Source organism: Streptomyces sp. WMMC940 (genome assembly GCF_027460265.1).
GTDB lineage: Bacteria > Actinomycetota > Actinomycetes > Streptomycetales > Streptomycetaceae > Streptomyces.
Genome location: NZ_JAPZBC010000001.1, coordinates 6,538,305 through 6,557,500 on the forward strand (window position 1 = coordinate 6,538,305; position 19,196 = coordinate 6,557,500).

At 72.6% G+C, this 19,196-nt stretch carries 15 protein-coding genes; 8 read left to right on the forward strand and 7 right to left on the reverse strand.

Annotation, left to right across the window (positions count from 1 at the left end):
• Positions 1-289: 289 nt before the first annotated feature.
• Genes O7595_RS28865 through O7595_RS28880 form a run of 4 tightly spaced genes read left to right on the forward strand, consistent with a single transcriptional unit; the run spans position 290 to position 4,593 of the window.
• Positions 290-3,160 (forward strand): sensor histidine kinase, encoded by a 2,871-nt coding sequence (locus tag O7595_RS28865; RefSeq protein WP_269731507.1) that lies wholly within the window; start codon positions 290-292, stop codon positions 3,158-3,160.
• Complete coding sequence (locus O7595_RS28870; RefSeq protein WP_093658130.1) at positions 3,157-3,591, forward strand: roadblock/LC7 domain-containing protein; 435 nt, start codon at positions 3,157-3,159, stop codon at positions 3,589-3,591. Before O7595_RS28865 ends, O7595_RS28870 begins: the two co-directional genes overlap by 4 nt.
• 11 nt (positions 3,592-3,602) lie before the next feature.
• The gene (locus O7595_RS28875) at positions 3,603-4,007 is read left to right on the forward strand and encodes a DUF742 domain-containing protein (RefSeq protein ID WP_269731508.1); all 405 of its coding nucleotides are present in this window, start codon (positions 3,603-3,605) and stop codon (positions 4,005-4,007) included.
• Entirely contained in the window at positions 3,988-4,593 is a 606-nt protein-coding gene (locus tag O7595_RS28880; RefSeq protein WP_269731509.1) for a GTP-binding protein, read from the forward strand. Before O7595_RS28875 ends, O7595_RS28880 begins: the two co-directional genes overlap by 20 nt.
• A gap of 96 nt (positions 4,594-4,689) precedes the next feature.
• Here the strand turns inward: O7595_RS28880 and glpK are convergent, their stop codons facing one another.
• The 4 genes from glpK to O7595_RS28900 form a co-directional block, all read right to left on the reverse strand.
• Positions 4,690-6,210: a glycerol kinase GlpK gene (gene glpK, locus O7595_RS28885; protein WP_269731510.1), complete on the reverse strand. Its 1,521-nt coding sequence runs from the start codon at positions 6,208-6,210 to the stop codon at positions 4,690-4,692.
• 93 nt (positions 6,211-6,303) lie between these two features.
• Positions 6,304-7,065, reverse strand: a complete 762-nt coding sequence (locus O7595_RS28890) for an MIP/aquaporin family protein (RefSeq protein WP_269731511.1) — start codon at positions 7,063-7,065, stop codon at positions 6,304-6,306.
• Positions 7,066-7,323: 258 nt separating this feature from the next.
• Positions 7,324-8,511 (reverse strand): lipid-transfer protein, encoded by a 1,188-nt coding sequence (locus tag O7595_RS28895; protein ID WP_269731512.1) that lies wholly within the window; start codon positions 8,509-8,511, stop codon positions 7,324-7,326.
• Complete coding sequence (locus O7595_RS28900) at positions 8,508-8,939, reverse strand: Zn-ribbon domain-containing OB-fold protein (protein WP_269732668.1); 432 nt, start codon at positions 8,937-8,939, stop codon at positions 8,508-8,510. Before O7595_RS28900 ends, O7595_RS28895 begins: the two co-directional genes overlap by 4 nt.
• Positions 8,940-9,208: 269 nt before the next feature.
• Here O7595_RS28900 and O7595_RS28905 point away from each other — a divergent pair, with 269 nt between their 5' ends.
• Entirely contained in the window at positions 9,209-10,027 is an 819-nt protein-coding gene (locus O7595_RS28905; protein WP_269731513.1) for a M15 family metallopeptidase, read from the forward strand.
• A gap of 35 nt (positions 10,028-10,062) precedes the next feature.
• Positions 10,063-10,638: an NUDIX domain-containing protein gene (locus tag O7595_RS28910; RefSeq protein WP_332328329.1), complete on the forward strand. Its 576-nt coding sequence runs from the start codon at positions 10,063-10,065 to the stop codon at positions 10,636-10,638.
• Here the strand turns inward: O7595_RS28910 and O7595_RS28915 are convergent.
• On the reverse strand, positions 10,629-13,010 hold the full coding sequence (locus O7595_RS28915) for a glycoside hydrolase family 31 protein (protein ID WP_269731514.1): 2,382 nt from the start codon (positions 13,008-13,010) through the stop codon (positions 10,629-10,631). The two genes, O7595_RS28910 and O7595_RS28915, sit on opposite strands and share 10 nt — an antisense overlap.
• A gap of 290 nt (positions 13,011-13,300) precedes the next feature.
• Here O7595_RS28915 and O7595_RS28920 point away from each other — a divergent pair, with 290 nt between their 5' ends.
• Both O7595_RS28920 and O7595_RS28925 read left to right on the forward strand, forming a co-directional pair.
• Positions 13,301-15,289, forward strand: a complete 1,989-nt coding sequence (locus O7595_RS28920; RefSeq protein WP_269731515.1) for an acetoacetate--CoA ligase — start codon at positions 13,301-13,303, stop codon at positions 15,287-15,289.
• Positions 15,290-15,395: 106 nt separating this feature from the next.
• Positions 15,396-16,412 (forward strand): hypothetical protein, encoded by a 1,017-nt coding sequence (locus tag O7595_RS28925; RefSeq protein WP_269732670.1) that lies wholly within the window; start codon positions 15,396-15,398, stop codon positions 16,410-16,412.
• A 101-nt stretch (positions 16,413-16,513) separates the two neighbouring features.
• On the opposite strand, the gene ptsP is transcribed toward O7595_RS28925, so the two are convergent.
• Both ptsP and O7595_RS28935 read right to left on the reverse strand, forming a co-directional pair.
• Positions 16,514-18,184, reverse strand: a complete 1,671-nt coding sequence (ptsP, locus tag O7595_RS28930; RefSeq protein ID WP_269731516.1) for a phosphoenolpyruvate--protein phosphotransferase — start codon at positions 18,182-18,184, stop codon at positions 16,514-16,516.
• A gap of 75 nt (positions 18,185-18,259) precedes the next feature.
• Positions 18,260-18,709 (reverse strand): PTS sugar transporter subunit IIA, encoded by a 450-nt coding sequence (locus tag O7595_RS28935; RefSeq protein WP_269731517.1) that lies wholly within the window; start codon positions 18,707-18,709, stop codon positions 18,260-18,262.
• Positions 18,710-19,196: the final 487 nt, after the last annotated feature.

The window sequence follows — 19,196 nt, forward strand, 5'->3', positions numbered from 1 at the left end:
ACGTCCATGAAGGGTTTGTGACGTCCGTCCAGGTGTCATCGGCCACAGTTCCGAGTGGCAAGTCCGCGAATACCAGGACAACCCCTGATCAACGACTCGACGCCCGGCCGAAAAACGTCCGGACGAGCCTTCGAGTTGTCACTCCGTCAGTAGTAGGCTCGCGCCGTTTGTTGACGCAGGACGAGCGACTCCTGGCACAACTCGGCACCACTCACGACAGACAACGGCACCACACACCAAGCGGACATCACCACCCGCGCCGTCCGCGCGGGTCGAGCTGGGGGAGGCCATGCGCTTTCGCGGGAAGTCGATCCGCCGGAAGATCGTGGCGTTGCTGCTCGTGCCGCTCGTCTCCCTGACCGCGCTGTGGGGGTTCGCGACCGCACTGACCGGCCGTGAGGCAAAGCAACTGCTGGACGCCGGGTACATCTTCGAGAAGGTCGGCCTGCCCCTCGAGGAAACGGTCCGCGTCATCCAGAAGGAACGCCGCCAGACCCTCGTCCACCTCGCCGACCCCCGCGCCGCCGACTCCCTGATCGCCCTGCGCGGACAGCGGTCGCAGACCGACAGGGCCGTGGCCGAAATCCGCGCCAGCGCACAGGACTCCGGGGTCAGGAGCTCCCTCAGCCCGGACGCGTCCCGGCGCCTCGACCGGCTCGTCGACGCACTCGACGGCCTCGGTTCCCTGCGGCGGAACGTCGAGCAGAGCGCCATCACCCGTGCCCAGGCCATGGAGTTCTACAACCGCCTCGTGGATCCCTGCTACGGCTTCCTCATGTCCCTCAACGGCCTGGAGAGCGTCGAACTGGAGAGGCAGGGCCGCGCTCTCGTCGGTATCGTGCGCGCACGCGAACTGCTCTCCCGCGAGGACGCGCTCGTGACCTCGTCGCTGGTCGCGGGCAAGATCACGCCCGGGGAGATCCGCGCCGTCACCGATCTCGCCGCCAACCGCAAGCTGCTGTACGAGATCAACCTCGAGGTCCTGCCGGCCTCCGAGCGCGAGATCGTCGAGCGGTACTGGGGCAGTCCCGACACCCAGCCCCTGCGCGAGACCGAGGAGAAACTGATCGCCGCGGGCCCCACCGGCAAGCCGCGCGTGGTGGACGCCGAGCGGTGGCAGCAGCTCGCCGGGCCCGTCCTGGACGACCTGGCCCGCCAGTCCAGCGAGGCCGGCGACCGCTACCGGGACCGCGTGGAGCCGGCCGCGTACGGCGTGCTCGTCAAGGCCGGCATCGCCGGTGTCCTCGGCTTCCTCGCCCTCCTGGTGTCCCTCGTCGTCTCCGTGCGCATCGGCCGCGACCTCGCGCGTGCGCTGTCCCGGCTGCGCAAGGAGGCCCACGAGGTGTCCGGCGTCCGCCTCCCCAGCGTGATGCGCCGGCTCGCCGCGGGCGAGAACGTCGACGTGGAGACCGAGGCGCCCCACCTCGAGTACGACAAGGACGAGATCGGCCAGGTCGGCCAGGCGCTCAACACCCTCCAGCGGGCCGCCGTCGAGGCCGCCGTCAAGCAGGCCGGCATGCGCCGCGGCGTATCCGAGGTCTTCGTGAACCTCGCCCGCCGCAACCAGGTCCTCCTCCACCGCCAGCTCACCCTCCTCGACACGATGGAGCGCCGCACCGAGGACGCGGAGGAACTGGCGGACCTGTTCCGGCTGGACCACCTCACCACCCGTATGCGTCGGCACGCGGAGGGCCTGGTGATCCTCTCCGGCGCGGCCCCCTCCCGGCAGTGGCGCAAGCCGATCCAGCTCATGGACGTCGTACGGGCGGCCGTCGCCGAGGTGGAGGACTACGAGCGGATCGAGGTCCGGAGGCTGGCCCGCGTCGGCGTGGCGGGACCCGCGGTCTCCGACCTCACCCACCTCATCGCCGAACTGCTGGAGAACGCCACGGTGTTCTCGCCCCCGCACACCGGTGTGCAGGTGCACGGCGAGCGCGTCGCCAACGGCTTCACCCTGGAGATCCACGACCGGGGCCTCGGGATGGCCCCCGAGGCACTGCTCGACGCCAACCTCCGGCTGGCGGAGACGCCCGAGTTCGAGCTCTCCGACACCGACAGGCTCGGCCTGTTCGTCGTCAGCCGGCTCGCCCAGCGGCAGAACGTGCGCGTCTCCCTGCAGCAGTCGCCGTACGGAGGGACCACCGCGGTCGTCTTCGTACCGGCGGCGCTGCTCACCGACGCCCCCGACACCGAGGGCACCGGCTTCCGCCTCGACCGCAAGAACTCCCCGGGCGGACGCGACGGCTCCGCCCGCCGCTCCGAGGCCGGCCGTCTCACGGCCCTCTCCCAGGTTCCCGCGGGGCTCACGGTCCCCGCCGTCCTCGACGGCCCCGTCGAACTCGAGGCGCCCGTAGGAAGTATGGGGTTCGAGGACCGCCAGGCCCTGGGCGCCCGGACGGAGCGCATCGACACGGCCGAGCCGATCAACGCCGTGCCCGACTCCGCGGCGGACATCGAGGACACCGAGAGCGAGCGCGGCGGACTGTTCCGGGCCCGGGACTTCCTCCGCACCCCTGACGAGCAGCACCAGCAGGCCTCCGACCAGACGCCGGAGCGACCGGGGAACGGCCCGCGCCGGGCGTCCCCCAGCCCCGTTCCCCTGCCTCGCCGCAAGCCTCCGACCCTGGTCGCCGACAACGGGCGCCGGATCGCCGAGCGGGGCCGGCCACACCCGTTGCCCGGACCCGGCAGGGACGAACCGGAGGCCTCCGGCGCGCGCCGGGACTCCGACTCCGCGAGCCCGGCGCCGGGCCGTCCGCCCTCCGCTCCGGTGCCGCTGCGGAGCAGGCCGCCTCGTGGAACCGGCGGCCCCGAGCGTTCCGGCGGTGCCGCGCGGGCGGACGGCCCGAGGAGCGGCGCAGGCGCCGGCACGGGCGCCGCCCGCCCGGTGCGCGGCTCCTCGGGACCGACGGCCGGCGGGCTGCCCCGCCGGGTGCGCCAGGCCAGCCTCGCGCCGCAGTTGCGCGAGACCTCCGGCGCCCGCGCCAGGCCCACCGCGGCGGAGGACGCCCAGGACTTCGAACGCGACGCGGAACAAGTACGCGACCGCATGGCCTCGCTGCAACGCGGCTGGCAGCGCGGACGTCGCCAGAACGCCGAGGATGCCACGGGCCCCGGCGAGACAGCACCAGGAACGACACCGGAGGGGGACGGTCGATGACCGCACCGAACGCCGCAGCAACCGACACGACCAAGAACGGCGAGCTCAACTGGCTCCTCGACGAACTGGTCGAGCGCGTCGGTTCCATTCGCAAGGCCCTCGTCCTCTCCGGCGACGGTCTCGCCACCGGCGCCTCGAAGGACCTCACCCGTGAGGACGGAGAGCATCTCGCGGCTGTGGCCTCCGGGTTCCACAGCCTCGCCAAGGGCGTGGGCCGCCACTTCGACGCCGGCCGGGTGCGCCAGACCGTCGTCGAGCTCGAGGACGCCTTCCTCTTCGTCACCGCCGCCGGGGACGGCAGTTGTCTCGCCGTCCTGTCCGACGCCGACTCCGACGTCGGTCTCGTCGCCTACGAGATGACGCTGATGGTCAAGCGCGTCGGAGCCCACCTCGCGACGGCACCCCGGACCGGGCTCTCCGCCGGAGGGTGAGTGGACCGGCCATGACTGACGGCAGACAGCAGGTCCGGCACGCCCCCCGGTGGTACGACGACGACGCGGGTCCGGTGGTCCGTCCGTACGCGATGACCCGTGGCCGGACCACGAGTACCACGGAGCACCGGCTCGACCTGATCGCGCTCGTCGTGCCCGAACCGGCCGCCCAGGATCCCGGCCGGGACCAGGTGCTCTCCCCGGAGCACGTGGAGATCGTCGAACGCTGCTGCACCACCCCGCAGTCGATCGCCGAGCTCGCCGCGGGCCTGGACCTCCCCGTCGGGGTGATCCGGGTCCTCGTGGGCGATCTCGTCGACGACGCCCTGGTCCACGTGACCCGTCCCGTACCGCCGGCCGAGCTGCCGGACGTCAGCATTCTCCGCGAGGTGATCAATGGTCTTCGGGCGCTCTAGCCGACGGGAGACACCGGTGGAGCCGGTGACACTGAAGATTCTTGTGGCCGGTGGCTTCGGGGTCGGCAAGACCACCCTCGTGGGGGCGGTCAGCGAGATCAAGCCGCTCCGTACCGAGGAGACCCTGAGCGAGGCCGGCCGGCCCGTGGACGACCTCGACGGGGTGGAGTCCAAGAGCACGACGACCGTGGCGATGGACTTCGGCCGGATCACCCTCCGGGAGGACCTCGTCCTCTACCTCTTCGGCACCCCCGGTCAGGACCGGTTCTGGTTCCTCTGGGACGAGCTGGCCCAGGGCGCGCTCGGCGCGGTCGTGCTCGCCGACACCCGCCGCCTGGAGGACTCCTTCGCGGCGATCGACTACTTCGAGCGGCGCGGCATCCCGTTCACCGTGGGGGTCAACCGCTTCGAGGGAGCCGACGAGTACCCGGAGGAGACCGTGCGGGCCGCCCTCGACCTCGACCCCGAGGTACCGCTGATGACGTGCGACGCCCGTGAGCGGGAGTCGGTGAAGTCGGTGCTGGTGGCGGTCGTGGAGCACGCACTGGTGCGGTCCACCCGTGAGCGGGAGCCCGCGGCGACCTGACGCGCCCGCACGCCCGGGGCGGCGACGGCGTGGCGACGACACGGCCCGTACCCCCACCGACAGGGGTACGAGCCGTGGTCCACGGGTGGCGGGCGGCTACGCGCCGTCCTCCTTCTGCCAGCCGAAGCTCCGCTCCACGGCCCGGCGCCAGTTGTCGTACTCGCGCTCCCGCACGTCCGCCTGCATCCGCGGCGACCACTCGGCGTCGCGCTGCCAGTGCGCCTTCAGTTCGTCCAGCCCGCCCCAGACCCCGGTGGCGAGTCCCGCCGCGTACGCGGCGCCCAGGCACGTCGTCTCGGACACCTTCGGTCGGATCACCGGCACGCCCAGTACATCGGCCTGGTGCTGCATCAGCAGCCCGTTCGCGGTCATGCCGCCGTCCACCTTCAGTGTGGTGATCGGCACCCCCGAGTCCTGGTACATCGCGTCGACCACCTCACGCGTCTGCCAGCTCGTCGCCTCCAGCACGGCCCGGGCGAGATGCGCCTTGGTCACGTACCGGGTGAGTCCCGTCATCACGCCTCGGGCGTCGGAGCGCCAGTAGGGCGCGTACAGCCCGGAGAAGGCCGGCACGATGTACGCCCCTCCGTTGTCCTCGACGCTCGCGGCCAGGGTCTCGATCTCGTCCGCGGTGCGGATGATCCCCAGCTGGTCGCGGAACCACTGCACCAGGGCGCCCGTGATCGCGATGGAGCCCTCGAGGCAGTAGACGGGGTCGGCGTCACCGATCTTGTAGCCGAGCGTCGTGATGAGCCCGTTCTTGGAGGGCACCGGCCGGCCGCCCGTGTTGAGCAGCAGGAAGCTGCCGGTCCCGTAGGTGTTCTTCGCCGTCCCCGTCTCGTAGCAGGCCTGGCCGAAGACGGCGGCCTGCTGGTCCCCGAGCGCGGAGGCGACCGGCACGCCGTCCAGCTGGCCGACGGCGGTCCCGTAGACCTCCGCCGAGGAGCGGATCTCGGGCAGGACCGCCTCCGGGATGTTCATCGCGGAGAGGACCGAGGCGTCCCACCGGAGGGTCTCCAGGTTCATCAGCATGGTGCGCGAGGCGTTGGTGACGTCCGTGACGTGGACGCCGCCGTCCGTCCCACCGGTCAGGTTCCAGATCAGCCACGAGTCGATGGTGCCGAAGGCGATCTCGCCCCGCTCCGCCCGCCCGCGCAGCCCCGGCACCCGGTCCAGCAGCCAGGCCGCCTTCGGTCCCGAGAAGTAGCTCGCCAGCGGCAGACCGGTGGTGTCGCGGAAGCGGTCCTGTCCGTCCGCGCCGCCGAGTTCGGCGCAGAGCGCCGAGGTGCGGGTGTCCTGCCAGACGACGGCGTTGTGCACGGGCCTGCCCGTCGACCGGTCCCAGAGCACCGTGGTCTCGCGCTGGTTGGTGATGCCGAGGGCGCTGAGCTGCCCCGCGCGCAGTCCCGCCCCGGCGAGCGCTCCGGCGACCACCGCCTGCACCTTGGACCAGATCTCGGTGGCGTCGTGCTCGACCCAGCCCGGCTTGGGGAAGATCTGACGGTGCTCCCGCCGGTCGACGGCGACGATCGCGCCGTGCTGGTCGAAGATGATGCAGCGGCTGGACGTGGTGCCCTGGTCGATGGCGGCGACGTATTTCTGGGAGGTGTCCGTCATGACGTCCTCTTGTCGGATGGCGCTGCCCTGAGGCTGCGGTGGGAAGGGTGCTGTCCGGTCGGAGCTCCCGGAGCACGCTGTCTGTGCGGCGGATCAGAAGACGATGTTGAAGATCAGGCCCGAGAGGAGTCCGCCGATGAGCGGTCCGGCCACGGGCACCCAGGCGTAACCCCAGTCGGACGTCCCCTTGTTGGGGATCGGCAGCATCGAGTGCGCCAGCCGGGGGCCCAGGTCGCGGGCGGGGTTGATGGCGTATCCGGTCGGGCCGCCGAGTGACAGCCCGATGCCGACGACGAGCAGCGAGACCAGCAGGACCGAGATCCCGGAGCCGTAGATCCCCGCCGCCTCGCCCGGGACCTGGCCGATGCCGATGCCGGCGTTCCGCCCGAAGGCCAGGATCGGCAGCACCAGCCCGACCGTGGCGATGGTCTCGGTGACGAGGTTGGCGGTGGGACTGCGGATCTCCGGGGCGGTCGAGAAGATCCCCAGCGTGGGCTGGGCGTTCGCGGGGTCGGCGTTCGCCCGGAACTGGGCGTGGTAGGCGAGCCAGGCCAGTACGGCCCCGAGGAGCGCCCCGGCCAGCTGGGACAGGACGTACAGCGGGACCTTGCCCCACTCGCCGGTGTCGACGGCGATGCCCACGGTCACGGCCGGGTTGAGGTGGCCGCCGGACAGCGGAGCCGCCGTGTACGCGCCCGCCAGTACGCCGAACCCCCAGCCGAAGGCGATGACGATCCAGCCGGACGCCTTGGCCTTGGAGTGGTTGAGGGTCACCGCGGCGCAGACCCCCGCGCCGAAGAGAATCAGGATCGCCGTGCCGATGAACTCGCCGAGGAAGATGTCTGCGTTGCTCATGGCGGCTCCAGGGCTGGGTGTGGTTCCCATGGCTACGGAGCGTGGAGGCAGGGCGGAGTGCGGGGCCGTGCCGTGCGCGGTCTCCGTGACGAGCGTGGTGAGCGTGCCGTGACGCCGTGCTGCCGTGGGCAGCGGCGCCGACGAAGAGGCAGTTTTCCCCCGGGTTACCGCCCCGTCAAGGTCGCCTGCACCACAGGGGCTCCGGTCAGCGTCTCCGGTCTTGCGCACGCGAACGGGCCGTCGGATGGCCGGGGTTGCTCAGCGGACCGCGACGACCGCGGAGCCGTGCCCGAACAGCCCCTGGTTGGCGGTGATCCCGGCGCGCGCTCCGGCGACCTGTCGTTCACCCGCGGTTCCGCGCAGCTGCCAGGTCAGTTCGCACACCTGGGCGATGGCCTGCGCGGGGACGGCTTCCCCGAAGGAGGCCAGGCCACCGCTCGCGTTGACCGGGATCCGGCCGCCCAGGGCGGTCGCGCCCTCGCGCAGCAGCCCGGCGCCCTCACCGGTCCCGCACAGCCCCAGGTCCTCGTACCACTCCAACTCCAGCGAGGTGGAAAGGTCGTACACCTCGGCCAGCGACAGGTCCTCCGGTCCGAGCGCGGCTTCCTCGTAGGCGGCACGGGCGATCGACTCCCGGAAGCCCAGCGCCGGCGGCTCGACGGCGACCGCCGAGTCCGTCGCGATGTCCGGGAGGTCGAGCACGGTCCGGGGATACGTGGGAGTCACCGTCGAGACCGCGCGGATGCGGACCGGGTTCCCGGCGCCGTGCCCGCGGGCGTACTCCATGCTGGACAGCACCAGCGCGGCGCCGCCGTCGGACGTGGCGCAGATGTCGAGGAGCCGCAGGGGATCCGCGACGACGGCGGAGGACGCGACCTGCCCGGCGTTCACGGCCGTCCGGTAGCGGGCGTAGGGGTTGAGCGCCCCGGCCGCCGCGTTCTTGACCTTGACCTGGGCGAAGTCGTCCAGGGTGTCGCCGTGGAGGGCCATGCGCCGGCGCGCGTACAGGGCGAAGTACGCCGGGTTCGTGGCGCCCAGCAGCCGGAAGCGCAGCCAGTCCGGGTCGTCGGGCCGGTCGCCGCGGGCGGGGGCGAAGAACCCCTTGGGCGCGGAGTCGGCGCCCACGACGAGCACCACCTCGGCCATGCCCGCCAGGATCTGGGCCCGCGCGGAGTCGATGGCCTGGGCCCCCGACGCGCAGGCCGCGTACACGCTCGTGACGCGTGCGCCCTGCCAGCCCAGGGCCCGGGCGAAGGTCGCGCCCGCGACATGGCCGGGGTAGCCGCCGCGGACCGTGTCGGCGCCGACGACCGACCGGACCTCCTGCCAGCCGATCCCGGCGTCCGCGAGCGCGGCCCGGGCGGCGGCCGTGCCGTACTCGACGAAACTGCGGCCCCACTTTCCCCACGGGTGCATGCCCGCGCCGAGCACCGCGACATCGTTCACCGGGCCTCCTCCACCGGGCGCCAGTACCAGGTCGTCCACGCCGTGTCCGCGTCCTCCGAGAGGACCCCGGCCACCACCTCGACCTCCGTGCCGACGCTCAGATCCGCGACCGTGACCCCCGGCACCGCCTGGCCGAGCACCACCATCCGCTCGGCCGCGAGCTCCACGGCGACGAGGGCGTACGGCTCCCACGCGGCCTCCGGATCGGAGACGTACGGCGCCGGCGGACGGTAACGGCCGGCCGTGTACGACCACACGCGTCCGCGCTTCGACAACGGCACCTCCGCCAGCTCGCCGCCCGCGCACGCGGGGTTGCGGCAGAACGAGTCCTCCCGGGGGAAGAAGACGGCGGAGCAGGCACCGCAGCGGGTGCCCAGCAGCCGGAACTCCCGATCGTCACCGCCCTCGGTGAACCATCGCGCCACCACCGGTCTGCGCACACGCGTCAAGGCCCCTCCCCGGTCGTCCGCGCGGGACCCGTCCGTAACTGACGGGTCGTCAGGACAATGGACAGTGTGCCACGCCGAGGGCGCGCGCACGACCCCGCGCGGAACACGCTGCCGGAGACGGCCGGGGGGTGAACCGATCCGCCGGATACCAGAACCGCGCAGGCCCGTTCGGCGTCCGGTACCAGTGGAACGGGTGGCCGGAACCCACGGGGGTGGTCCCGGCCTCCTGTTCCTGGTAGACGGTGCGCATGACGCGCACGAGAGGACCCGCCGCAGCCCGCGGAGCCCTGACCGCCCTTGCCGCCGCCCTGGTCGCCCCGGCCGTCGCCGCGCCGCCCGCTGCCCGGGCCGCCACCGAACCGAAGGCCCCCGGGGAGTTCGTCGCACTGCGTTCCGTGGACCCGACGATCCTCCACGACATGCGCTACACCACGGCGCACAACTTCGTGGGCGAACCGATCGACGGCTACCGCCGGCCGGTCTGCATCCTCACCCGCCCCGCCGCCCAGGCGCTCCGCAGGGCCCAGCGCACCCTTCTGCGCAAGGGCCACTCGCTCAAGGTCTACGACTGCTACCGGCCACAGCGGGCCGTCGACCACTTCGTGCGCTGGGCCGAGGACCTCTCGGACGAGCGGATGAAGCAGGAGTTCTATCCACACGTCGACAAGTCGAGACTCTTCGCGGACGGCTACATCGCCGGGCAGTCGGGCCACAGCCGCGGCAGCACCGTCGACCTCACCATCGTCCCGCTCCCGGCCGGGAAGACCCGCCCGTACGTCCCCGGCGAGCCCCTCGTCCCCTGCCACGCCCCGAAGCCGGAGCGCTTTCCGGACGACTCCGCCGACATGGGCACCGGGTTCGACTGCTTCGACACGCTCTCGCACACCGACGACCCGCGCATCCGGGGAGCCCAGCGCACCAACCGGCAACTGCTGAAGGACACCCTCGCCGGCGTCGGCTTCGTCAACCTGCCCGAGGAGTGGTGGCACTTCACCCACAAGCCCGAGCTGTTCCCCGACACCTACTTCGACTTCCCGGTGTCGAGGCGATCCCTGACCCGATCGTGAGGACCGCGGGGCCCGGCGTCGCGTACAGTCCGCGTGTGACCGAGCCCCGCGAACCCACGCCCGAACCCGGCACCGCCGGAACGACCCCCGCGCCCGCGCACCGGACGCCCGTGCGGGACTCGCACTGTTCCAGCTGCGGCGCCCCCCGCAGTGGCCCCGCGGGCTGGCCCAGGACCTGCGCCGAATGCGGTGACATCGCCTACCGCAACCCCCTGCCCGTGGCCGTCGCCCTCCTCCCCGTCACGGGCCCGCACCCCACCGGACTCGTCGTCGTCACCCGCACCATCGAGCCCCAGCGCGGCGGGATCGCCCTCCCCGGCGGGTTCATCGACCACACCGAGGACTGGAGGCACGCCGTCGTCCGCGAGCTGAAGGAGGAGACCGGCATCGACGCCGCGCAGGGGGACGTCCGGCTCGCCGACGCCCTCAGCTCGCCCGGCGGGCACCTCCTGATCTTCGGCCTGCTCCCGCCCCGCCCGGCGGACACACTCCCCGAATCGGCCCCGACCGACGAGACGGAGGGCTGGCACGCCTTGCACGAGCCCGCCGAACTCGCCTTCCCGCTGCACACCACGGCGGTCCGGAACTGGTTCGCCGGCCGCTACGGCTGAGAGCCGCGGGGCGACCGCGCCCCCACCCCGCCGCGCACCCGCAGCGGGCGCCCCGGCCGCACGGCACCGGCGTCGGACACCCGCTCCACGACCACCCCGCCGTCCACCAGCCGTGACGCGTAACGCTCCACCGCCGGCCGCGCCCCCGGGGCGGCGCGGTCCTCGACGACCAGACCGCTGCCGGTGCGGCCCGCGGCCGGCGCCCACACCTCCAGCTCCGTCCCGCCGTCCTCGCCGCGCACCGGAACCACCGAACCCGCCCGGGCCAGAACCGGGATCCGCGACAGCGGTGCCTCCAGCAGGACCTGGCCCGGGCCCTCGTACGCCTCGCCGGACACCGTGTCGTACCAGCGCCCCCGCGGCAGCCGCACCGCACGCCGGTCCGCCCCCGGCTCCAGTACCGGCGCCACCAGCAGCGCGTCGCCCAGCAGGAACGCGTCCTCGCAGTCGCGCAGCGCCCGGTCGCCCGGCGCACCCCACCACAGCGGCCGCACGTACGGGGCCCCGGTCAGTCGTGCCAGATGCGCCAGGGTCACGAAGTACGGACGCAGGCGCTCCCGTTCGAGCAGCGCGGCCCTGGCGTGCCCGAGGACCTGCGGGCCGAACTCCCAGGGCTCCCTGCGCCCCGCCCCGATCGCCGCATGCGTACGGAACAGCGGCAGGAACGACCCCAGCTGGAACCAGCGCAGGAACAGCTCGGGCGACGGGCTCCCGTCGAACCCGCCCACGTCCGGACCCGAGTAGGGCACCCCGCACAGGCCGAGCCCCATCACCAGCGACAGCGACGCCCTCAGGCCCGGCCAGCCGGTCGCCACATCACCGGACCACGTCCCGCCGTACCGCTGCATGCCCACCCAGCCCGAGCGTGAGAACAGGAACGGCCGCTCCTCCGGACGGAGCCTCCGCAGCGCCTCGTGGCCCGCCCGCGCCATCGCCAGGCCGTACACGTTGTGGGCCTCACGGTGGTCCCCGCCCCGGCCCTCCAGTCGGTGCCGGGCCGAGCGCGGCAGCGTCATGTCGCCGAAGGGCGTGAACGACACCGGCTCGTTCATGTCGTGCCACACCCCCGAGAAGCCCTGTGCCAGCCGCTCCTGGTACAGACCGCCCCACCACGCGCGGACCTCCGGGTCGGTGAAGTCCGGGTACACGCACTCGCCGGGCCACACCTCCCCGCGCACCTCACGGCCCCGCCCGTCCCGGACGAACGCGCCGGCCGCCGCGCCCGCGTCGTACACCTCGTTGCCGGACTCCGCCTTCACCGCCGGGTCGACGATCGACACGAGCCGTACCCCATCGGCCCGGAGGTCCTTCGCCAGCCGCGGAAGATCGGGGAAACGCTCCGTGTCCACCGTGAAGACCCGGTGGCCGTCGTAGTGGTCGATGTCCAGGTGCACCGCCGACAGCGGCAGGCCCCGGTCCCGGTAGCCCGCCACCACCCGGCGCACCTCGCGCTCGCAGCCGAAGCCCCAGCGCGCGTGCTGCGGACCCAGCGCCCACGACGGCGGCGGCACGGGCGCGCCCGTGAGCCCCGTCCACCTCCGCAGCACCCGGGCGGGTGTGCCGACGACGACCCAGCACCGAAGCGGCCCGCCGCCCATCCGGACCTCGCTCGTCCCCGGACGGTCGTGACCCGACCCCGCGCCCTCCTCCCCCTCTCGCAGGGTGACCTGACCCTCCCAGGAGTTGTCGAGGAACGCCAGATGCGTGCCCGCGTCCGCGACCACCAGCTGCACGGGCATCGTGATGTACAGCGGGTCGTCGTCCGGCCCGAAGCTCCCGCGCGGATCGGTGTTCCACAACCGGTACGTGCCGTCTTTCAGCCGCGGCCCCGACGCACGGCCGCCGAGGCCGAAGAACCGCGCGTCCGCGGCCACTTCACTGCGCTGGAGCCAGCGGGCCGGCCCGCCGCCGACCGGCTCCCACCAGCGCGGCGGCAGCTCCCTGCGCAGGACCACCCCGCCCGGTGTCCGGATCTCGACCCCGCCGTGCCGGGACACGGCCACCGTGACCCGCTGCGAGACGATCCGCCAGCCGCCGTCCTTGTCCGGCTCGAGTTCCGCCCGGGGATCGGGCCGCGGAGGCGTTCCGTCCAGCGCGTACGACGGTTCGGGCGCCGCACCGTCCCACCCCCAGAAGACGACGCCCGAGGCAGCCACCCGCACCCGCAGCTCCGAACGCGCGAATCGGACGATCCCGCCGCCCGGCGACGGCTCCGCCCCGGTCACCGGCCCCGGCACCCGCGCCCGCTCCGCCCCCCGCGGCGGCAGCCCCCATGCGTCCGTACGCCTCCGGCGCCACGCCGAACGCGTCGCGCGCAGCCCGCGCACCGTCCCGAAGACCTTCACCGCACGCACCAGATCACGACCGTCCATGCGGCTCACCCTGCCATCCGCGCAGGCCGGGGCGGGGTTCGTTCAACTGCCGTTCACCTCGCGGTGCGAGCACCCGCCCACCACGACCCGGAACCCGGCACCCGTGGCCGCAGCACATAATCAGCCACCCCGCCATGGGTGGGGAACCCTGGTGCGGAAGACGATCACATGGCATCGTCCCTGTCAGCCGCGCGAAGGCACACCCACGCCCCGCCGGACACACACGTGGACCACGTGCCGACCGAGTGCCCACCACGCACAGAGCCGCCGAGCCGCCCGGGAGCCGCCCCATGACCTCAGCAGCGAACCCTGCCCCCCTCTGGCAGCCGGACGCCGACCGCATCGCGGCGGCCCGGATCACCCGCTTCCAGGCATGGGCCGCCGAGCGCCACGGCGCACCCGCCGAGGGCGGCTACCCGGCTCTGCACCGCTGGTCGGTCGACCGGCTCGACTCCTTCTGGCAGGCGGTCGCCGACTGGTTCGACGTACGGTTCTCCACCCCCTGCGAGCGCGTCCTCGCCGAGCGCGGCATGCCCGGCGCCCAGTGGTTCCCCGGCGCCACCCTCAACTACGCCGAACACGCCCTGCGCACCGCCGAGGACCCCGCTCTCGCCCATGAGCCGGCCCTCATCCATCTGGACGAAACACATGACCCGACCCCCATCAGCTGGGCCGAACTGCGCCGCCAAGTCGGATCGCTCGCCGCCGGACTCCGCGCTCTCGGCGTCCGCCCCGGCGACCGGGTCAGCGGCTATCTGCCGAACATCCCGCAGGCCGTGACCGCCCTCCTCGCCACCGCCGCCGTCGGAGCCACCTGGACCTCCTGCGCCCCCGACTTCGGCGCCCGCAGCGTCCTCGACCGCTTCCAGCAGGTCGAGCCGGTGGTCCTGTTCACCGTGGACGGGTACCGCTACGGCGGCAAGGAGCACGACCGCGCCGAAACCGTCGCCGAACTCCGCCGGGAACTGCCCACGCTGCGGGCCGTCGTCCACATCCCCCTGCTCGGCACCCCCGCCCCCGAAGGCGCGCTCGAATGGTCCGCCCTCACCGCGGACGACACCGAGCCCGTCTTCGAGCAGGTCCCCTTCGACCACCCGCTGTGGGTCCTCTACTCCTCCGGAACCACCGGGCTGCCCAAGGCGATCGTCCAGTCCCAGGGCGGCATCCTGCTGGAGCACTTCAAGCAACTCGGACTGCACTGCGACCTCGGTCCCGGGGACCGCTTCTTCTGGTACACCTCCACCGGCTGGATGATGTGGAACTTCCTCGTCTCCGGCCTGCTCACCGGCACCACCGTCGTGCTGTACGACGGCAGCCCCGGCCACCCGGACACCGGCGCCCAGTGGGCGATCGCCGAACGCACCGGGACGACCCTCTTCGGTACCTCCGCCGCCTACGTCATGGCCTGCCGCAAAGCCGGCGTGCACCCCTCGCGCGACCACGACCTCTCGACGGTCAAGTGCGTCGCCACCACCGGCTCCCCGCTGCCGCCCGACGGCTTCCGCTGGCTCCACGACGAGGTCCGCGAGGACCTGTGGATCGCGTCCGTCAGCGGCGGCACGGACGTCTGCAGCTGCTTCGCGGGCGCCGTCCCGACCCTGCCCGTCCACATCGGCGAACTCCAGGCCGCCTGCCTCGGCACCGACCTGCAGTCCTGGGACCCGCACGGCAAGCCCGTCATCGGCGAGGTCGGCGAGCTCGTCGTCATCAACCCCATGCCGTCCATGCCGATCCGATTCTGGAACGACCCCGACGGCAGCCGCTACCGCGAGAGCTACTTCGAGATGTTCCCGGGCGTCTGGCGGCACGGCGACTGGATCACGATCACCGACCACGGCTCCGTCGTCATCCACGGCAGGTCTGACTCCACCCTGAACCGCCAGGGCGTCCGCATGGGCTCCGCCGACATCTACGAAGTGGTGGAACGGCTCCCCGAGATCAAGGAGTCCCTCGTCATCGGCCTCGAGGAACCGGACGGCGGTTACTGGATGCCGCTCTTCGTCCACCTCGCCCCCGGCGCCGCCCTCGACGACGACCTGCGCTCCCGGATCAAGCGGACCATCCGCGAACAGCTCTCCCCGCGCCACGTCCCGGACGACATCATCGAGGTCCCCGGCGTCCCGCACACCCTCACCGGCAAGCGCATCGAGGTCCCGGTCAAGCGCCTGCTGCAGGGAACCGCCCTGACGAAGGCGGTGAACCCCGGCTCGGTGGACGACCTCGAACTGCTGCGCTTCTACGAGGAGCTGGCGCGCGAGCGCGGCGCCGATCGCGGCTGAACCGGGGACGCCCCACGCCCCCGAGGCCACGAGGACGCGTTGTCAGTGCTCACGACTACGGTGAGTGAGCACTGAGCAACAGCGCTCACGCGACCAGGGGGATCCCATGCAGCACGGCAAGCACGACGCAACGGCCCGGACCACAGCCCACGGCACGGAGGGCGCTCACCGCAGGCACGACGGCCCGGACCGCACCACCGCGGGCACCCGCTCCGGGCAGCGCGGCCGCACGGGGGCGCGCGCCCGTGCCGGCGACTCCCGTCGAGCCCGTCACCGGGCGCTGCGCCGCGAGGTACCCGCAACCGTCGGACTCCTCGTCGACGACCAGGACCTCGCGGCCATGCGCCGGTACCCAACTTTCGCCTTCGACGACCATCCGGACTACCTCCGCCACGCGGAGGGCCTGCTCAGAGCACTCTCCGCCCAGGGCGGGCACACCACCGTCGCCCTCTTCGACCCGGAGGAGTTCGCGGAGTACTGCAGGGAGACCGGGCTCGACCCCGACTCCTCGGCCAGCCGCAGCCGCTACACCGCGGAGGTCGCCTCCACCGGCGCGACGGTCGCGTACACCGGACAGCCGCTCGACGAACTCGTACCACTGCTCCTCAACCGCACGGCCCGGCAGACCACATGGGAGTACGCCACCTCCCTCCTCGCCGGCCTCGGCACCTGCTCGGACTGCGGGGAGGACACCGGCCGGTCCGCCTTCGACCGGGCCTCACGGCTGCTGGTCGACCTGCTCGACGGCGCCGGCCCCGGTGCGCACCACCTGGTCTGCAGCGTCCCGGCGGAGAAGGGGCAGCAACTCCTGGCGGTCCTCCACACCACACGCGCCGCCGACGCGCCGGCCGTCCTCGACTCCTCCGAAGCCGCCGAGTTCGCGACGGTCCTGGCGGTCGGAATCGCCCTCGACAGTCCCGGCGGAGTCGTCCTCAGGACGTCCACGGCCGAGACCCCCGACCGGCTCCACGGCTGGCGCCTCCACGGTGGCCGGCTCGTCGCGCTCAGCGAGGCCGAGGTCTTCAGCGCCTACTGCACGGACGCCGACACGGGAGAGCCGCTCTCCCCGGAACCGGGCGTCGAGTACCGCGCGGGCTTCCCCCTCGGCGAGGCACATCCTTAGGGGACGGACGCACGGGGAGCCCTCGACACGCGCAAGACCCCCACAACTGAAGAGGGGCGTCCCCGCCGCGACGGCGAGGACGCCCCTCCACACACGGGCCGTCACTCCCCGGACAGCACCGCCTGCGCTGCACGCCGCGCCTCGTCGGCGGAGTCCGCGGCCCGTGCCGCCGCGGCGGCACGCTCGCACTGGGCGAGCGTGTACTTCGCCAGCGTCGCCCGCACATACGGGATCGACGCCGCACCCATCGAGAGGGAGGTGACACCCAGACCCGTCAGCACACACGCGAGCAGCGGATCCGACGCCGCCTCACCGCACACGCCACAGCTCTTGCCCTCGGCCTTCGCCGACTCGGCGGACAGCGCCACCAGGTCGAGCAGCGCGGGCTGCCAGGGGTCCTGCAGCCGGGACACCGCACCCACCTGACGGTCGGCGGCGAAGGCGTACTGCGCCAGGTCGTTCGTGCCCAGCGACAGGAACTCGACCTCCTGCAGGACCGACCGCGCCCGCAGAGCCGCGGACGGGATCTCCACCATCGCGCCGCACTTCGCGTCGAGCCCGGCCTCGCGGCACGCGTCCGCGAACGCCCTGGCGTCCGAGCGGTCGGCCACCATCGGCGCCATGACCTCGAGGTACACGGGCAGACCCTCGGCGGCCTTCGACAGCGCGGTCAGCTGCGTCCGCAGCACCTCCGGGTGGTCGAGCAGCGACCGCAGCCCCCGGACGCCCAGTGCCGGGTTCGGCTCGTCGGCCGGAGTCAGGAAGTCCAGCGGCTTGTCCGCGCCGGCGTCCAGCACCCGCACGACCACCCGTCCCTCGGGAAACGCCTCCAGTACCTGCCGGTACGCCTCGATCTGCTTCGCCTCCGACGGCGCCTGCCGGCTGTCGTCGAGGAACAGGAACTCGGTGCGGAACAGCCCCACACCCTCGGCACCGGCCGCCAGCGCGGCCGGGACGTCACCGGGACCGCCGACGTTCGCCAGCAGCGGCACCTTGTGGCCGTCCGATGTCGCACCCGGACCGGTGGACGCCGCCAGCGCGGCCTTCCGCTCGGCCGCGATCTCGGCCAGCCGCGCGCGCCGCGCCTCGCCCGGCGCCACGAACACCTCGCCCGTGCTGCCGTCCACCGCGACCACCGTGCCCTCGGCGAGTTCGCAGACACCCGGGAGCGCGACCACGGCCGGCACCCCGAGCGCCCGGGCCAGGATCGCGCTGTGGCTGGTCGGGCCGCCCTCCTCGGTGACGAACCCGAGCACCAGCGCGGGGTCGAGCAGCGCCGTGTCGGCGGGTGCGAGGTCCCGGGCGATCAGGACGTACGGCTCGTCGCTGTCCGGCACGCCCGGCATCGGTACCCCGAGCAGCCGCGCCACGATGCGGTTGCGAACGTCGTCGAGATCGGCCACCCGCCCGGCCAGGTACTCACCGGCACCCGCCAGCAGCGCCCGGTAGGCGGCGAAGGCGTCGTAGACGGCTCGCTCGGCCGTGCTGCCCACGGCGATCCGCCGCTCGACGTCCGCCATCAACTCGGGGTCCCGCGCCATCATGGCCTGCGCCTCGAGCACGTGCTGTGCCTCGCCGCCGGCCAGGTTGCCGCGCGCGACGAGATCGGCGGCCACGGCGTCCACGGCGTGCCGGGCGCGCCCCTGTTCGCGCTCCGCGTCCTCCACCGGTATCTGCTTGGCCGGCGGCTCCAGCACCGCCGTGCCCATGTGCCGAACCTCGCCGACGGCCACACCGTGGCTGACCCCGACGCCCTGCAGCGTTGTCTCCATGTCACCCGTCTCCGATAGTGCGGCGGTCCCAGCCGCCGCGGTGGATGTTCGACCGGTCCCCCGACCAGGGAGGGGTCACTGCCAGCTGAACAGCTCGTCGCCGGTCTTGACGTCGCCGTCCTGGCGGAGCCCGCCCAGTGAGTCGGCGGAGGCCTCGAGGGCGACCACGGGGCAGATCGGAGACTTGCCGGCCGCTTCGACCGCGACGGGGTTCCAGCGCACGATGCCCTGGCCGCGGGTGACGGTGTCGCCCTTGTTGATGAGGAGCTCGAAGCCCTCTCCGTTGAGCTGCACCGTGTCGATGCCGAGATGGGTCAGCACTCCGTGTCCCTCGGAGTCGACGACGACGAAGGCGTGCGGGTGCAGGGAGACAACGATGCCATCCACGGGGGAGACCGCCTCGGACGGTTCTCGCACCGGGTCGATAGCGGTACCGGGACCGACCATCGCACCGGAGAACACCGGGTCGGGCACTGCGGCGAGCCCGATGGCGCGCCCGGCCAGAGGCGACGTCACGGTTGTCATGGGGGCCTCCCAGGGTGGAGATTCACGTGCCGCCGCCACTGCCTGTGCCGGGCGGCGTACTGTTCAGAGCGTATGTCATAGGTAGTCCAGGTTCCGTCTGTGACTTACCAGTTGGCGGGCCTGGAGGGCTCCGGAAACGATTTGCCTCGTCTGCCGGTGAGATGTAACGTCGTACCCCTGCCTGGCCACGACGCGTCTCTGGGTCGCAGGTCGGCAGCACCTGTCGAGTCGACATCCTAACTGGTCTACACCACTGGTCTACACCTCTGTGTGCGCACTGGTGAGTGTGGTCGGGACAGCGGGAAAAGACTGGTAGGGTTTTTGACGCCGGAAAGGGAATTCGCGAAAGCGGAGGAACGGCCCGGCAGCCCGGTCCAGCGGGTGGCGGAAACGGAAATCGGATCTGCTAGGCTGGAAACACCGAAGGGAAGCGCCCGGAGGAAAGCCTCAGACAGTGTTCTGCGGGTGAGTACGAAGGAAGCGTCCG

Coding starts and splice junctions, on each gene's coding strand:
- O7595_RS28915 (WP_269731514.1), bottom strand. CDS start 13,010: ATGGACGGTCGTGATCTGGTGCGTGCGGTGAAGGTCTTCGGGACGGTG.
- ptsP (WP_269731516.1), bottom strand. CDS start 18,184: ATGGAGACAACGCTGCAGGGCGTCGGGGTCAGCCACGGTGTGGCCGTC.
- O7595_RS28925 (WP_269732670.1), top strand. CDS start 15,396: ATGCAGCACGGCAAGCACGACGCAACGGCCCGGACCACAGCCCACGGC.
- O7595_RS28935 (WP_269731517.1), bottom strand. CDS start 18,709: ATGACAACCGTGACGTCGCCTCTGGCCGGGCGCGCCATCGGGCTCGCC.
- O7595_RS28890 (WP_269731511.1), bottom strand. CDS start 7,065: ATGAGCAACGCAGACATCTTCCTCGGCGAGTTCATCGGCACGGCGATC.
- O7595_RS28865 (WP_269731507.1), top strand. CDS start 290: ATGCGCTTTCGCGGGAAGTCGATCCGCCGGAAGATCGTGGCGTTGCTG.
- glpK (WP_269731510.1), bottom strand. CDS start 6,210: ATGACGGACACCTCCCAGAAATACGTCGCCGCCATCGACCAGGGCACC.
- O7595_RS28870 (WP_093658130.1), top strand. CDS start 3,157: ATGACCGCACCGAACGCCGCAGCAACCGACACGACCAAGAACGGCGAG.
- O7595_RS28880 (WP_269731509.1), top strand. CDS start 3,988: ATGGTCTTCGGGCGCTCTAGCCGACGGGAGACACCGGTGGAGCCGGTG.
- O7595_RS28920 (WP_269731515.1), top strand. CDS start 13,301: ATGACCTCAGCAGCGAACCCTGCCCCCCTCTGGCAGCCGGACGCCGAC.
- O7595_RS28905 (WP_269731513.1), top strand. CDS start 9,209: ATGACGCGCACGAGAGGACCCGCCGCAGCCCGCGGAGCCCTGACCGCC.
- O7595_RS28875 (WP_269731508.1), top strand. CDS start 3,603: ATGACTGACGGCAGACAGCAGGTCCGGCACGCCCCCCGGTGGTACGAC.